General features: G+C 64.7%; 12 protein-coding genes. 3 read left to right on the plus strand and 9 right to left on the minus strand.

Annotated features, from left to right (window positions below; translation table 11 throughout):
- Positions 1–4: 4 nt before the first annotated feature.
- Together U1738_RS05370 and U1738_RS05375 are read right to left on the minus strand one after the other, a co-directional pair.
- A complete protein-coding gene (locus U1738_RS05370; protein WP_332787976.1) occupies positions 5–505 on the minus strand; it encodes a retropepsin-like aspartic protease family protein in 501 nt (166 codons plus the stop codon).
- A gap of 117 nt (positions 506–622) precedes the next feature.
- On the minus strand, positions 623–1,420 hold the full coding sequence (locus U1738_RS05375) for a hypothetical protein (RefSeq protein ID WP_332787977.1): 798 nt from the start codon (positions 1,418–1,420) through the stop codon (positions 623–625).
- A 264-nt stretch (positions 1,421–1,684) separates the two neighbouring features.
- Between U1738_RS05375 and U1738_RS05380 the strand changes: the two genes are divergently transcribed.
- Complete coding sequence (locus U1738_RS05380; protein ID WP_332787978.1) at positions 1,685–2,677, plus strand: cell wall hydrolase; 993 nt, start codon at positions 1,685–1,687, stop codon at positions 2,675–2,677.
- 12 nt (positions 2,678–2,689) lie between these two features.
- Here the strand turns inward: U1738_RS05380 and prsR are convergent, their stop codons facing one another.
- The 3 genes from prsR to U1738_RS05395 all read right to left on the minus strand — a co-directional run bounded on the left by prsR (position 2,690) and on the right by U1738_RS05395 (position 6,607).
- On the minus strand, positions 2,690–4,045 hold the full coding sequence (gene prsR, locus U1738_RS05385; RefSeq protein ID WP_332787979.1) for a PEP-CTERM-box response regulator transcription factor: 1,356 nt from the start codon (positions 4,043–4,045) through the stop codon (positions 2,690–2,692).
- A complete protein-coding gene (gene prsK, locus U1738_RS05390; RefSeq protein ID WP_332787980.1) occupies positions 4,042–6,117 on the minus strand; it encodes an XrtA/PEP-CTERM system histidine kinase PrsK in 2,076 nt (691 codons plus the stop codon). Before prsK ends, prsR begins: the two co-directional genes overlap by 4 nt.
- Positions 6,118–6,394: 277 nt before the next feature.
- On the minus strand, positions 6,395–6,607 hold the full coding sequence (locus U1738_RS05395) for a hypothetical protein (RefSeq protein ID WP_332787981.1): 213 nt from the start codon (positions 6,605–6,607) through the stop codon (positions 6,395–6,397).
- 67 nt (positions 6,608–6,674) lie between these two features.
- On the opposite strand from U1738_RS05395, the gene U1738_RS05400 reads away from it, so the two are divergent.
- On the plus strand, positions 6,675–7,166 hold the full coding sequence (locus U1738_RS05400; protein WP_332787982.1) for a PilZ domain-containing protein: 492 nt from the start codon (positions 6,675–6,677) through the stop codon (positions 7,164–7,166).
- Between the two features lie 106 nt (positions 7,167–7,272).
- On the opposite strand, the gene U1738_RS05405 is transcribed toward U1738_RS05400, so the two are convergent.
- From U1738_RS05405 to U1738_RS05420, 4 genes are all read right to left on the minus strand, one after another.
- Positions 7,273–7,725 carry a hypothetical protein gene (locus U1738_RS05405; protein WP_332787983.1) on the minus strand — a complete coding sequence of 151 codons (453 nt, stop codon included), beginning with the start codon at positions 7,723–7,725 and terminating at the stop codon, positions 7,273–7,275.
- Between the two features lie 306 nt (positions 7,726–8,031).
- Positions 8,032–9,141, minus strand: a complete 1,110-nt coding sequence (locus U1738_RS05410) for a glycoside hydrolase family 130 protein (RefSeq protein WP_332787984.1) — start codon at positions 9,139–9,141, stop codon at positions 8,032–8,034.
- Positions 9,138–10,319: a Gfo/Idh/MocA family protein gene (locus tag U1738_RS05415; protein ID WP_332787985.1), complete on the minus strand. Its 1,182-nt coding sequence runs from the start codon at positions 10,317–10,319 to the stop codon at positions 9,138–9,140. The genes U1738_RS05410 and U1738_RS05415 overlap by 4 nt, the downstream gene beginning before the upstream one ends.
- Positions 10,316–11,839, minus strand: a complete 1,524-nt coding sequence (locus U1738_RS05420) for an MFS transporter (protein WP_332787986.1) — start codon at positions 11,837–11,839, stop codon at positions 10,316–10,318. Before U1738_RS05420 ends, U1738_RS05415 begins: the two co-directional genes overlap by 4 nt.
- A 144-nt stretch (positions 11,840–11,983) precedes the next feature.
- Here U1738_RS05420 and U1738_RS05425 point away from each other — a divergent pair, with 144 nt between their 5' ends.
- Positions 11,984–14,293 carry a TonB-dependent receptor gene (locus U1738_RS05425; protein WP_332787987.1) on the plus strand — a complete coding sequence of 770 codons (2,310 nt, stop codon included), beginning with the start codon at positions 11,984–11,986 and terminating at the stop codon, positions 14,291–14,293.
- Positions 14,294–14,302 lie beyond the last annotated feature (9 nt).

Genomic DNA, 14,302 nt, shown 5'->3' on the forward strand with positions numbered 1-14,302 from the left:
CGCGCTAGCGATCCTTCTGCAGCGACATCTCGTCCGCCGACAGCATGATCGGCCCCAGCTTCGCCAGCAAATTCTGCCCCATCAGCGATACGCGCAGGCCATTGTGCATCACTGCCGCATCCACATCGGCAAGATCGCGCCCGGCGACGGTGACTCGGTCGAGCGTCACCCGGCCCATGCGCGATGTTCCGCCAGCGGTTTCGATATTATCGAGCAGGTGCGCGCCGCCGGACGAAGCGCCCACGCGCCGCGCATCCGCTGCGGTCAGCACGACGAGGTTGGCACCGGTATCGACCAAAAACCGCACCGGCGTTCCGTTGACCTTCGCCCGGACGTAGAACAATCCGTCCGACGCCTTGGCGATACGGATCTTGTCGTCCGGTTTTGCGAGTGCCGGCAGGTCCGTCACCGGTTGATCGGCGATCGCGGCATTGGCCTGCAGGCGCGCAGCGTCGCCATGCGGCGATTCCTCGCTGCCGAGGTTCACGCTCGCGAACAACAACACCGCCGTGCCCAGCGAACAGAGTGAAGGTAGGGTCGAGACCATGAGCCGGTGATGGCCTAGCCTGCGCTACTGTGCGGTTACCCGGCCCGGTTACCCGACCGTTAAACACGATCCGGTTCAAACGGTCTCCGGTTCCACCACTTCCGGCGCTTCTTCCAGCCGCTGCAAACGCCGCCGGCGATAGAAATACAATGCCCCGACCAGCGCGATGAACAGCGCCAGCACGACGAGTTCCCCCGCCGTCACCAGATAGGAGCGCCGCATCGACGATCCCGACGCATACAGGACATAGTAACGCGGCTCGATGCGGAATCCGGCGTAACGGTAGAGGTTGATCAACTCGCCCGGCAGCCCGCCTTCGCGCAGCACGCCGCGATGCACCGAGATGAGATCCTGCCGATCGGGCAAGGCATAAGCCGGCAATTCGACGAAATAGCGGATCGCGGTGCGGTCGCGCGTTTCCCCCACCATCGGCGCGAAGCGCGTGTCGCTATGCCCGATACGGAAATCCTCGTTGAACACCGCCGTGCTGTCGTAAAGAACCCGGCCACGGATCTCCGCCGGGCCGAGCGCCGGCACCGTCAGGTCGTCACTGGCGGAAATGTGATGCGGCGGGCCGTTGTCGCGCGGCAGGAATAGCGTGAAGGCGGCAATGAAGATCGCGGCCAGCAAGGCCGCGACGGCCGCACCGATCAGCGTGGCGAGCAGCCGCGACGTCACGCGGATCGCGCGTTGCAGCGGCGACACCGGCTCGACCGGTTCGCGCCGCCGCCGCCGCCGCGCCACCAGACGCAGCAACAGCAAAGGCGAGCACAGTATCAGCACCAGCACCAGGAAGGTCAGCGCAGGGTGATAGAAGCCGAATTCGTTGAACTGCCATTCGGCCGCCAGCGACGACAGACCGCGATAGGTCATCGTCTGCCAAAGAACGAACAATGCCGCGATCGCAATCCAGAGCCGGGGCACCCACACCAGCCACCGGGGCCGGCGGCGAATTTTTGCGCCTTCCAACCCTATTCCCCTTCTCATCATGGTTAACGCCGTGTGGACAAGTTCCGGATACTTGTCAAAGCACCCGTCGTATCTGTGCAACCACCCTTCGTGCGATCGGGTCGGGTGGCGAACGCGATCTTAACGCGATCGATGGCATTGGACCGGCTAATGGATCGGCGAGGGCGCATGAACAAAAGGCTGTTGGGTGCCGGTGCGGCGCTCTGCGCGATCGTGGCCGGCGCGGCGATTTTCCCGGTATGGAGAGACGAGCCCAAACCTCGCCCGGCAAACGCCGCGCGAACGGTGCAGACCATTCCCCCTGCCCCGGCCCACACCATGCCGCCCGCCGCCCCACCGGGCGCACCGGAAATCACCGCCGTGACCTATCAGCCGATCGCCGCGCAGACAGCGGAGGAGATCAACCGCAACGTGCCGCTGCAAAATGCCGGCCCGGCCGCACGGCCCTTCGTGATCGCCGAGGACAGTCCCGCCCGGCAGCGCGCCACGCACTGCATCGCACAGGCGGTCTATTACGAAGCCGGATCGGAAAGCGACGCCGGGCAACGCGCCGTCGCCCAAGTGATACTGAACCGCGTACGCAGCGCCGCCTTCCCAAACTCGATCTGCGGCGTCGTCTATCAGGGGTCGGAGCGGACGACCGGCTGCCAATTCACCTTCGCCTGCGACGGATCGCTTCGGCGGGAACCGACATCCGGCGGCTGGACGCGCGCGATGGCGGTCGCCACCGCCGCACTGCGCGGCCGGGTCTATGCGCCGGTCGGCCACGCCACGCATTATCATGCCGATTACGTCGTGCCCTATTGGGCGGCGAGCATGGCCAAGATCCGCACGATCGGGTTGCACGATTTCTATCGCTGGGCCGGAAACTGGCGGCCCGCGACCTATTTCTCGCAAAGCTACGCCAATGCCGAACCGGAAATACCCGGCATGACCGCGGCCGCACCTCTTGCAGCCACGGTCACCGGGCCAGCGACGGATCAGCCACTCGCCAAGCCGGCGGGTACCCCGAAAAATCTGGTGATCGACCAGAAGCCGCCGGTCCTGATCACCGGAGAGAAACCGCGGCTCGATCCCGCACTCGACCGCATCGTCGTGCTCCGCGCCGATCTCGAAGCCACGGCCCTGCCGCAGCCGAACCGGGTGAAGCCTACGCGCTAAACTATGCGGGGATCAGCCCTTCGAGATGCCGTAGCTGTTCATCAGATCGTAGAGCATCGGGCGGGAGATATCGAGGTCGCGCGCCACGGCCGAGAGGTTGCCGTTATTGGCGGCGATCGCCTCGGCGATAGCCAGCCGATCGGCCCGCTCTCGCGCCACGCGCAGTTCGGCGCGCTTTACCGGAGAGGCCGCGTCGCCGAGGTCGAGATCGCGCGCGGTGATCATCGCGCCATCGGCCATGATCGTCGCGCGCTTCACCCGATTTTCGAGCTCGCGCACATTGCCGGTCCACGGCCATTCCGCGATCGCCGCCAGTGCGTCGGGCGTGAAGCCTTTCGCCTTGGTCCGCTTGGCATCGCGCGCCAGTTGCAGGAAATGCCGCGCGAGCAGCACCGCGTCGCCGTCGCGCTCCGCCAGCGTCGGCACCTTCACGACGATCTCGGCCAGGCGGAAGTACAGATCCTCACGGAACTGCCCTTCCCGCATCATCGTCGGCAGATCCTGATGCGTCGCGGTGACGACGCGCGTGTCGACCGGGATCGCCTTGCGCCCGCCGATCCGCTCGATCACCCGTTCCTGCAAAAAGCGCAGCAGCTTGACCTGGGTCTGCGCCGGGACATCACCGATCTCGTCCAGGAACAATGTGCCGCCCTGCGCCATCTCGATCTTGCCGACCGTCATCTTGACCGCACCGGTGAAGGCACCGCGTTCGTGGCCGAACAACTCGGCCTCGAGCAACGTGTCGGGGATCGCCGCGCAGTTGATCGCGACGAAATTGCCGCGCGCGCGCGCGCTCTTCGTGTGGATCGCCTTGGCGAGCAACTCCTTGCCCGTGCCCGACGCGCCGAGCAGCATCACCGTGGCCTCGGCATCGGCAACCTTGTCGATCGTCCTGAGCACTTCCATCATCTCGGCCGAACCGGTGATGATGCCATTGGCGGAACTGGCGGCACGCGGAGCCTTGTGGTTCTCCGCCTCGAGCGCATGGATGTGGAACGCGCGCGCGACGATCAGGCTCAGATCGGCGATGTTGATCGGCTTGGCGTAGAAATCGTGCGCGCCCAGCGCGATCGCGGTCTGCGCGCTCTCCCGCGCTTCGTGGCCCGATGCGACGATGACCTTGGTCTCGGGGCTGATCGCGACGATCTCGCGCAGCGTCGCCAGCCCCTCGGTCGCGCCATCGGCATCTGGTGGCAGGCCGAGATCGAGCGTCACCACCGCCGGCTTGTGATTGCGCACCGCCGAGAGCGCTGCCTTGCGATCGGACGCGACGATCACGTCATACGCCTCGAACGCCCATTCGAGCTGGCTCTGGAGGCCGATATCGTCCTCCACGATCAACAGTTTCTGCTTGGTCACCCGCGTCATTCCGATTGCAGTCTTTCATCACCAGGCGAACGAAGCACGGGGAACTTTAGTGCAAACCGGCTTCCCGAACCCTTAACGCTGATCACTTCCATATCGCCGCCCATTCCCAGCACCAGGGATCGCGCCTCGGCCGCGCCGATGCCGAAACCGTTCTTCTTGGTCGAGGCGAACGGCTTGAACAACTCCTTGCGGATGAAATCGGGGGTCATCCCCTCGCCCTTATCCTCCACTGCGATCACGACCATGCCATCCCAGATCGTCAGCGATAGGGTCACCGGCGCGCCCGCCGGGCTGGCCTCGATCGCATTGGTCACCAGATGCTCGATCGCGACCGACAATTGCTCTTCGTCGGCAACGATCGTGCAATGCTGCTCGATCGACAGCGTGACGACGCCGGCCGCATAATTTTCGTGCGAAATACGCGACAGCAGGTCGGCCAGATCGACTTCGGCGAGGTGCGGCTCGGCGATCTGGCGATCGGTCGACAGACGCGACAGCATCGTCGTCATCTTGCCCGTGGCGTTCTCCAGCGTCTTGGCCATCGCCGCCTGGAATTTCGGATTGGCGCCGTGCTGGGCCGCGTTGCTCGACACGAGCGACAATTGGCTGACGACGTTCTTCAGATCGTGGATTATGAAGGCGAAGCGCCGGTTGAATTCCTCGAACCGGCGCGCCTCGTCCAGCTCCGCCTGGTTCTGCGCATCGGTCAGATGCACGGTCACCTGCTGGCCGATCACGCGCAGCAGATCGAAATCCTCCCAATCGAGATCGCGATCGAGCCGGGGACGACCGAGCACGATGATACCGACCAGCCGGCTCAACCTAGCCAGCGGCACGACGACCCACGCCTTACGCTCGCGCAATAACCATTTCGGTACATTCTGGTCGCCCGCAGCCGTGCCGCCGGTCGTACGGATCTCGTCCAGATTGAGGATACGGCCGCTTTGCGCGAGATCGTCGAACCATTGGGGTTCGGCCGGCAGAGCGTGAGAGAAAGGATCCGGCGCGGTCCATTGCCAGCTTCCCGCAAGCGCCAGCCGATCATCGCCCTCGGCCAGGAGCAGCGCGCCGCCGAGCGATTCCGTGACGTCGGCGACCGACCGGATCGCGCGCTCCTCGGCCGAAAGATTGGGCATCGTGCGGTCGGCGATCGTCGCGCTGAAGCGGAGCCATTCGCTGCGATAGTCGTAGCGATGTTCGAACAGATGCTTGACGAACAGCGCCTTGACCCGCGCGCGCAGTTTCGGGAGCAGGCCGATCGCCAGCACCGTCACCGCAAGCAGCACGGCGACGATCAGTTTGGCGAGATCCGCCGCATGCCCTCCGGCCCAGATCAGCGCGCGCGTCGCGGTGGAGAGGATGACGAAATAGGTGCCGATCGCGACGAACAGCAACGATCGGGTCGTGGCCTGGCGCGACAGCGTCACCTTCCAGCGTTCCTTGCGCCGCGCCGCCAAAGCCAGCGCCGGTACGAGCGCCAGAACGAGCAGGCCCGTCCCCTGCAGCAGCAACACCGCAAGCGGATAACCGAGCAGCAGCAACGTGAAGAGGTTGAGGTTGTAAGCCCAGATCACGCCCAGCGCGATCACGATCAGCCGGAAGCCGGAGGCGGCCGACGATCCGGTGGCGCGATACAGGAAATGCGCGAAGGCCAGGCCGCCAAGCGCGAACAACCAGTGCGCGGACAGCATGACGATCGTCAGGGTATAGGCCGTCGTCTCGCTCAGATCCCCCTGTGCGATCACCAGCGAGAGGCCCGCCCGCACCGCGATCAGCACCCCGAGCGTTGCGCAATAGACCCTTATGCTGCGACGTGCGTCATCGTCCTGTTCGAAGGTGCGGGTTGTCCATAGGATGTAGATGAGCCAGCTGAGATCGCGCAGCGGTTCGCTGATCGCGAGCAGCCACGGCCATCCGATGAGCAGCGATGCGGTCCAGACCGACATGCCGGCAAAGGCGATGCCGAGATGCAGGGCGCGCGGATGCCGCCGCGCGATCGACAGGCGCCACACGGCGAGCGCCGCGTAGCAGATCGTGGAAAGAACGAGGCTCCAATACACTATGAATTGCATGAGGTTACCCGTTCGAGCGCAGATCCGCGCGCGGCTCGGCAGTCAGGCGATGGCCCACGCCGTGCATCGTCCCGCTTGCTCATGATATGCCGCCCCCCAACGCCTGCCACGCTCTATAACATATCCGGCAGCGTAAAAACCCCAATCCACAATCCCCGCGAAGCTCGGCCCGAACCCGTCCGGCACATCGGCGCGCGGGCAAGATTCCATGCCTTCCGGGGGACGATCGGGCATGAATCCATCACACCGCGAGGCCATTTTGGCCCGAAATGCATCTTCAACGAAATTTCGGACGTTTACCATAGCGGATCTGGATCAACACTTTCCCGATCATCACGAGAATTATGACAAACCGATTCATTTCGTAAAATATCCTCTTGATTTCTTTAATGTGATTCCCCATACCAAATTTCGGAGGGGTTGCACCTGAATATGCGGAAACCACGAGCATTCCTGTTGCGCGGAAGCTCGCTGAGAACTTGATATTCATTTAACGTCTTCGTGTTTCCATCTTTTGCAATACTGAAATAATTAGAAACACACCTGGAACATGCACGATGACGATCCTGGATCGTGAAACTTCTGGTTTAAGATTGACCGCACAGGTCTATCTGGACAACCGAACCGCTCCGCGCATGCCCGCCGAGCGACAGGTAACCTTGCGCACTGAGCGCGAGGAGCCGGTCGACGCGATGATCGAGGATCTCTCCCTTTCAGGTTTCGGCATGTCGACATTGGCGGACTTGCCGATCGGATCGGTGGTCGGATTGAGCATCGGCGGAGCGCTGCGCCGTCGGGTGAAGATCGTGCGCCGCGTCGGGCTCGCCTACGGTTGCGAATTCCTGACTCCGCTCAGCGATCTCGAAGTGAATTCCGCATTGCGGGCCGGCGACGTAGTCGAAGCGAACTTTCTCACCGGGCCTCACGACGAGAGCGCCACGCGGTCTTCGACCCGAAAATTGTCTTATCTCGCAAAGCTTTACATCTTGATCGGGCTACTCGCGGCCTTGTGGGCGATCGTGATCTACGGTGCCGTACATCTCCGCTGACACGCGGATCACGGCTTAGTCGCCTGATCGATTTACGAGAAATTGGCCCCAGGCTTTTTAAGCGAACGCTCGCCGGATCGCAGCCCTGGCCGTCACACCAATCGCATCACGTCGGGATGAAATATTCCTCGGCGCAGGACGCGGATTTACCGCCGCCGGCCGCAAAATGAAGCGACATCGCCTTCGTCGAACCGCCTCCAAATTTCAACGCCCGACCTGTCGCGGAGGTGAAAACACCACACCGATCATAGTCGTCATTCCGGTTCAGACCAATACTCACGAACGCGTTCAAGACAACAGATACCGAGTTCTTAATAATACTCACGTAGCTTACAGAAGAAGCAACACCGGTTTCGCTCGATTTTGCCACGAACGGCCCCTCGCCGAGCGGCAATGCGCTGGATACCGATGTACCACGCCGATCTCGCGGCTGGACCGACCAAGCACCATCGATTTCGAGATCGCGCCGAGAGAAGTCGTCGGCCCGTCCGGCTTTCACAGCGGCGCCCCGAACGCCGCCGATCGAAAAGGCCAGAAGGTCGAGAGCGGCGTAGAACATGAGAACGAGGCGCGCGACGACGCCACTTGCAGCCCCTCTACGCCCTATCCCAAATTCTTCTGCGTTTCCCATATTGCAGATGCGTGACGCATGATGCGTGCCAATTAACCATCTCATTGAAATAGTTAACTATTTCAATTCGGGTTCTACAGGGTGTAATTTTTTCCGACAGGTAATGAATCTGTCACGTCCGCAGGATCGCCGGGGTTCTGCGGTTCAAAGCCTTCGATATGAGCCACTTATCGAGCGGGCGGCAACCATCGGCCACGCCCGATCGCCCACGCCCGATCGATCCATGGCAGGCGATTATCCCAACGGTGCCGTCGCCACCCCCAGGCGCGAATCCGCCAGGCCGACATAAAGCCACCAATGGTCCCGAAACGCGACCAGCCCTTCGGCGAAGCACACATTGCCGACCTGACCCTGCGCCTCGGCCGGGTCGATGCGCAGGAAAGGGTCGGTCAGCCGGGCGATGACGGCGGTGGGATCCTTCGCGTCGAGCAGCAATTGGCCGGGCTGATAGGCACCGGGGGGAATGCCCTCCGCACCCGCCTCGAAATGGTTGGCACCGTTATAGATCAGCACGATCCCCGCATCGGTGAGCAAAGCCGGCGGCCCGGGCTCCGTCAGCATCGAATCGAAGCGGTGGCGACGCGGGCCGGCGATGTGCAGCAGGCCGCGCGGCACGGATACCCGATCGAGCTGCCACCAGCCCGCACCGTCGCGGGCATCGGGATCCCAGGTGAGATAGCGATCCGGTGCGGCATCGGTCTCGACCGGGGTCCAGCGGATCAGATCGTAGGAGGTGGCGGCGTAAACGATGCCCTCGCCCCAATACATCCAATATTGACCGTCGATCCGGGCCGCGACCAGCGCGCCGTCCTGCAATTCGGTGACGATCGCTCCGGCCTTGGTCGGACGGCGGACATAGGGCGTCTGGGCGAACGCCGGGCCGTGCTTGGTCCAGTCGCGCAGATCGTCCGAGGTCGCGACGAACAGGCAGCCGACCTTCCCGTCGAACCCGGTATAGGTGCAGACATAGCCGCCATCCGGCGAGGCGACGACGCGCGGATCCTCGATGCCGCCGGGCCATTCCCACGCCTGCCAGCGATCGTTGCCGGGGGCGAGGACGGGTTCCGGCTCGAGTTCGAAATGATGGCCGTCGCTGCTCGTCGCCAGCCCGATGCGCGAGGTGCCGGCATAACGCCCGACATGATCCTCGCCACGCACCAGCAGGCAGACGCGGCCGTCATGCACGATCGCGGCGGGATTGAAGACGTCCTTCGATGCCCAGGCGACCGGCCGGCCGGAGACGGCGCAGGCAAAGGTCACCTCGGCACGGTCCTCCAGCAACCGCTGTGGTGACGAGAAGGGGCCGAGCGCCCAATCGGGCAGCGGATGTGCGGGGTCGGTCACGATGTGTCTCCGGCGGGCATGGGCAGTGGGCGCTCGACGGTCGAGCGGATGGCGATCCGGCCTGCGCCCTCGGCCGAGACTTCGAGCGCGAGCAGGGTTTCGAGAACGTGCGCGGCAAGGCGGCCGCTGGCGCGGGGTTCGCGATTCCCGGCGATCGCGGCGACGAGATCGCGCAGGCCGAGGCCGCGAAGATCGCCGAAGCGCAAGGTCGTATCGGCGGAGATCGCCTTACCGGTCAGCGGGTCGATCCCCTGCCCCATCGCCTGCAAGGCCCTTGCGATCGTGGCGGCGTCGAGCTTGCGCGGCGGCGGTTCGTCGCCGGTCGCGATCCAATTGCCCTCGCCATCGGCGAGGCGCGGGACGCCGCCGAACTGATTGGGATCGGGCGCCTGCAGCGCACCGGTCGTGCCGTAGAGTTCGATCGGGCGGCGGCCATGCTGGGTCACGTCCCACGACATGGACAGCGAGACGTTCGCGCCGCTTTCGAACAGGATCGCGCCGTTGACGGTGGTCGGCACCTCGACCGCGATGTTCTCGCCCGCGCGGCCGGGGGCAGCGGCGGTCCGCGTGGCGCGGGGCTGCGTGCCGATCGCGACCACCTCGGCGACCGGGCCGAGCAAATTGACAAGCTGGGTGAGATAATAGGGCCCGATATCGAGCAACGGCCCGCCGCCGCGCGCGTAGAAGAAGGCGGGATCGGGGTGCCAGCTTTCCATGCCGTGCGTGCCGAAAGCGATCCCGCCGCCGGTGACGGTGCCGATCGCACCGGTATCGATCAGCCGCCGCGCCGCTTGGTGGCCCTCGCCCAGAAATGTATCCGGTGCGCAGCCGATCCGCAGCCCCCGCGCCTCGGCCAGGGCCAGCAGATCGTGCGCGTCCTCCAATCCGGTCGCGAAGGGCTTTTCGCTGTAGAGGTGCTTGCCCGCCTCCAGCACCTGCCGCCCGATCGCGTGATGCACGCCGGGCGGCGCGAGGTTGACGACGACCGCGATCTCCGGATCGGCGAGCAGTTCCGCGACGCTCGTCGCGGTGCCGCCATAGCGCGCCGCCTGCGTCTCCGCCGAGGCCATCGTCCGGCTGGCCAAGGCCTTCAGCCGCAATTCGGACGCACGCACGATCGTGCCGAGATAGGCATGGCTCACCATGCCGCAGCCGATGACGCCGATCGCGGTCGTCATGCGGCGAGCGGCGCGGCGGCGGCGACCGTGGCGGCCGAGGCGACGGCGCGACGCTGATCGAGTTCGGTCAGGATGCGGGCATGCTTCTTCGCATCGAGGCGATAGAACAGGCAGGTCGATGCCGCCGCGAGCGCGAGCAGGCTGGCACCGGGGCCATAGATCGCGCCGATCCAGTCGATCGTCGCGGGCGAAAGCTTCGCCGCTGCCGCCGCCGCGTCTCCGCCGCTCTTGAACCCGATCGCCTGCAACGCGATGCCGGACACGAGCGAGCCGAACCCGGCCGCCGCCTTGCTGGCAAAGGCCCAACCGGCGAAATACAGGCCCTCGCGGCGCGCGCCGAACAGATGTTCGTGTTCGTCCGCCGCATCGGCCATCATCGAGGCGAAGGCGATCGCGGCGGCGGCCATCAGCGCGCCGCCGACCACCACCGTCGCCGACAGGATCGTGACCATCGTCGTGCCGGTGAACGGGAACAGGCCGAGCAACCGGAGCGTCGCGGGGATCGAGAAGGCCAGAGCCAGGCCCGTCATGCCGATCAGCAATACGGTGCGCTTCTCCATGAATTTCAGGAACGGCCCGGCGAGCGGTGCGCCGAGCAGCAGCCCGCCGAATAGCGACAGCGTCACCGCCTGCATCTGCCCCGGCGTCATGCGCCAGAAATAGGTATTGGCGTGCAGGCCGAGCGTAGCGTGGATGCTGAGCGAGGTGAACAGCAGCAACGCGCCGACGAACAATGTGCGGAAGCTCTGGTTGCGGAACACCTCGCCCAGTTCGCGCCACAAGCGGACATGCATCGCGCCATGGTTGGTCACCGGCGGATGCTGACGGTCGCGCATCGTCAGCAACGCGCGCACCGCGACCACCGCACCGACCATTCCGACCAGAGCGGCGCTCAGCGCGAACGGCGCGTAGCCGGCACGGCGCGACAGGCCGCCCTCCCCGCCGAGAAAGATGCCGAAGCCCATGACGATCGCGATCAGCGCGCCGAGCATCGCGAAGCCCCAACGCCACGCCGCGATCGAGGAGCGTTCGGCATAATCGTCGCTCAGCTCCGCGCCGACCGCGTTGAACGGCAGCAGGAACAACGAGATCGACACGCGCAGCCCGATCGACAGGAAGGTCAACCACGCAAACAGCATGATGCCGGACAAGGCCGCGGGCAGCGAGAAGATCAGCACCATAAACAGTGCCGTGAAAGGTGCCCCGACGATCATGAACGGCAGGCGCCGGCCGATGCGCGATTGCCACCCGTCGGATAAAGAGCCGATTAGCGGATCGACCACCGCATCGACCACCAGCCCCGCCGCCAGCGCCACGCCGGCCAATGCGCCCGGCACGCCGCACACCGCGGTGACGTAGAAGAAGATGAAGATGTTGACCGCCTGATTGGCGATCCCGTCGAGCAATGCGCCGCTGGAATAGGCGATCTTGGTGCCGAATCGCAGCGGCGGCAAACCGCGGCCCCCGCTCGTCGCAGCCGCCGCCGTTCCCGGCATGGGCGTATCGCCACCGTCCTGCATGTCGCTCTCCGATTTTATAATTCTCGTTGCGACGATCTGTAGCACGCTTGGACTGCCACACAACAAAAAGGATGTACGTTCTGTAAATTCGTGATATCGAGTCGGTCATCAGGCGGCAGATGACCGTCGATGGGAGGATGGATGATGAAGGTTTCTCATACGCTCGCGACGCTCGTCGCCACGACCGCGCTGACCGCGCTCGCAGTGCCCGCCGTTGCGCAGAATGCGCCGGCATCGGCGCCGGCCGCCGACGACAACGACATCATCGTTACCGCCAACAAGCGCGAGGAACGCCTGCAGGACGTGCCGATCTCCGTCACCGTCCTGAGCGGCGACCAGTTGACGAAGCAGAACATCACCCAGGTGATCGATCTGACGCGTAACACGCCGTCGCTGAATTCCGCCGGCCCGTTCGGCGCGCTGTCGATACGCGGTGTCGGGTCGCTGTCGTTCGCGCGCTCGGCCGAGGGGTCGGTCGGCATCGTCGTGGACGGCGTCGCACTCGCCAACACGTCGAGCAACCCGCCGCAATTGTTCGATATCGCACGGGTCGAAGTGCTGGAGGGGCCGCAGGGCACCCTGTTCGGCCGCAACTCGTCGGCCGGCGTCGTCAATATCGTGACGACCGCGCCGAACTTCACCGCCTTCTCGGCCTCGGGCCATGCCGACATCGCATCGCGCAACAATTATATCGGCCAGGCGGTGATCAACGTGCCGATCGCCGACAATGCCGGCCTGCGCGTGTCCGGCGCGTTCAGCCAGACGCCGCAGAACCAGTATAACCGCTTCGACAACAGCTATCTGCGCGTCCAGGGCAAGAGCGGCCGCGCACGCTTCCTGTGGGAGCCGACACCGGACATCGCGATCAACCTGATCGGCGACTACAGCAAGTTCACCAGCAAGGGCGGCGTGCCGTGGACGGTCTACAAATCGACCGCGGGCAGCTTGCTGTCGAGCCGGCTGGCGGCGTGCGGCGTGGTGGTCGGCCCGGAGAACCAGCAGGGCTGCACCGATGGCGGCAACAGCACCGCGACCGAGGTGTATGGCTTTTCTGGCCAGTTCGACGCGACGATCGGTGGCGCGACCCTGACCTCGATCAGCGCGTACCGATCCTACCAATCGTTCGCCTACGGCACCGATGTGGACAGCGTTCCGGTCAACCGCCTGAACGTCAATTCCTCGCCGACCAGAGTGCGCAACTTCAGCCAGGAATTCCGCCTGACCTCGGCCAAGGGCGGCTTCATCGACTATGTCGCCGGCCTCTATTATTTCGACAGCAAGCTGGACGGAACGAACACGCAGAACGGCCTGATCTTTGCCGATCTGCCGCTGGTCGGCGCCTGCCCCTACGGATCGTCGGCGACCGCAAACTTCCTGTGCACCACGCGCCCGGTGGGGCAGATCCAGACGACCAGCTCGATCACCACCAGCTACGCCGCCTTCGCCAACGCCACCGTCAACATCACGCCGGCGATCCGCATCCTGCTCGGCGCACGCTACGGCCATGAAGACGTCAGCGCGCATACCCGCGCAATGCTCGTCCCTGGTGCGCTGACCGGCATCCTGAGCGTCGCGCCTATCAACGGAGCGATCAAGGACAGCTATTTCTCCTACCGTGTCGGCGCGCAGTTCGACGTGACGCGCGACGTGATGCTCTACGGCACCTACACGAAGGGCTATAAGGGCCCATCGGTCAACGACCAGACCGGCAGCGGCGCGATCCCGCTGCTGGTGCAGCCGGAAATCCCGCATGCGAGCGAGATCGGGCTGAAGGCCGATCTGTTCGATCGCCACCTCACCGCCAGCATCGCGGGCTATTACAACCGGATCGACAATTTCCAGGCGCAGTTCTTCGATCCTTCGGTCAGCGCCTTCATCTTCGGCAACGCGCCGAAGTTGACCACCAAGGGCGTGTCGGTCAGCCTGCTCGGTCGCCCGGCCAAGGGGCTGACGCTGAACGGCGGGCTGCTCTACAACGATGCGAAATATGGCAACGGCTATCTCGTCGCCTGTTCGCAGGGGCAGACGGCGGCGCAGGGCTGCACCACGGTCGGCACCGGGCGCGTGGACGATGCCGGCGGCAACCGTCTGGTCGGCGCGCCGCGCTGGAAGGTCACCGGGTTCGGCGAATATGCGCACGCCGTTTCGGGCGCGATCGACGGTTTCGCGCAGGCTGAAATCGTCTACACCTCGAAGATCAATTTCGAGGCGGCGTACAGCCCGCTGGCGACCAACGCGGCGGCGGCGATCTTCGGCGGGCGGATCGGCCTGCGCACGCACGACAATCGCTACGGCCTGTCGGTGTTCGGGCGAAACCTGTTCGACACGTATCGCCCGGTGGTGCGCTTCGCCACGCCGACCGCGCAACAGCAATTGGACACGCAATCCTTCTCGCAGATTTCGGGGCCGGAATCGCGCCGCGTGATCGGCGTTTCGCTCGACGCCAAATTCTGACGCCGGTCG

Source organism: Parasphingomonas caseinilytica (assembly GCF_036663755.1).
Taxonomy (GTDB): domain Bacteria; phylum Pseudomonadota; class Alphaproteobacteria; order Sphingomonadales; family Sphingomonadaceae; genus Sphingomonas.

What these genes read in the sequence shown, in the direction of transcription:
- U1738_RS05375 (WP_332787977.1), bottom strand. Translation starts at nt 1,420, where the DNA reads ATGACCTATCGCGGTCTGTCGTCGCTGGCGGCCGAATGGCAGTTCAAC.
- U1738_RS05380 (WP_332787978.1), top strand. Translation starts at nt 1,685, where the DNA reads ATGAACAAAAGGCTGTTGGGTGCCGGTGCGGCGCTCTGCGCGATCGTG.
- prsR (WP_332787979.1), bottom strand. Translation starts at nt 4,045, where the DNA reads ATGACGCGGGTGACCAAGCAGAAACTGTTGATCGTGGAGGACGATATC.
- prsK (WP_332787980.1), bottom strand. Translation starts at nt 6,117, where the DNA reads ATGCAATTCATAGTGTATTGGAGCCTCGTTCTTTCCACGATCTGCTAC.
- U1738_RS05395 (WP_332787981.1), bottom strand. Translation starts at nt 6,607, where the DNA reads ATGAATATCAAGTTCTCAGCGAGCTTCCGCGCAACAGGAATGCTCGTG.
- U1738_RS05400 (WP_332787982.1), top strand. Translation starts at nt 6,675, where the DNA reads ATGACGATCCTGGATCGTGAAACTTCTGGTTTAAGATTGACCGCACAG.
- U1738_RS05405 (WP_332787983.1), bottom strand. Translation starts at nt 7,725, where the DNA reads ATGTTCTACGCCGCTCTCGACCTTCTGGCCTTTTCGATCGGCGGCGTT.
- U1738_RS05415 (WP_332787985.1), bottom strand. Translation starts at nt 10,319, where the DNA reads ATGACGACCGCGATCGGCGTCATCGGCTGCGGCATGGTGAGCCATGCC.
- U1738_RS05420 (WP_332787986.1), bottom strand. Translation starts at nt 11,839, where the DNA reads ATGCAGGACGGTGGCGATACGCCCATGCCGGGAACGGCGGCGGCTGCG.
- U1738_RS05425 (WP_332787987.1), top strand. Translation starts at nt 11,984, where the DNA reads ATGAAGGTTTCTCATACGCTCGCGACGCTCGTCGCCACGACCGCGCTG.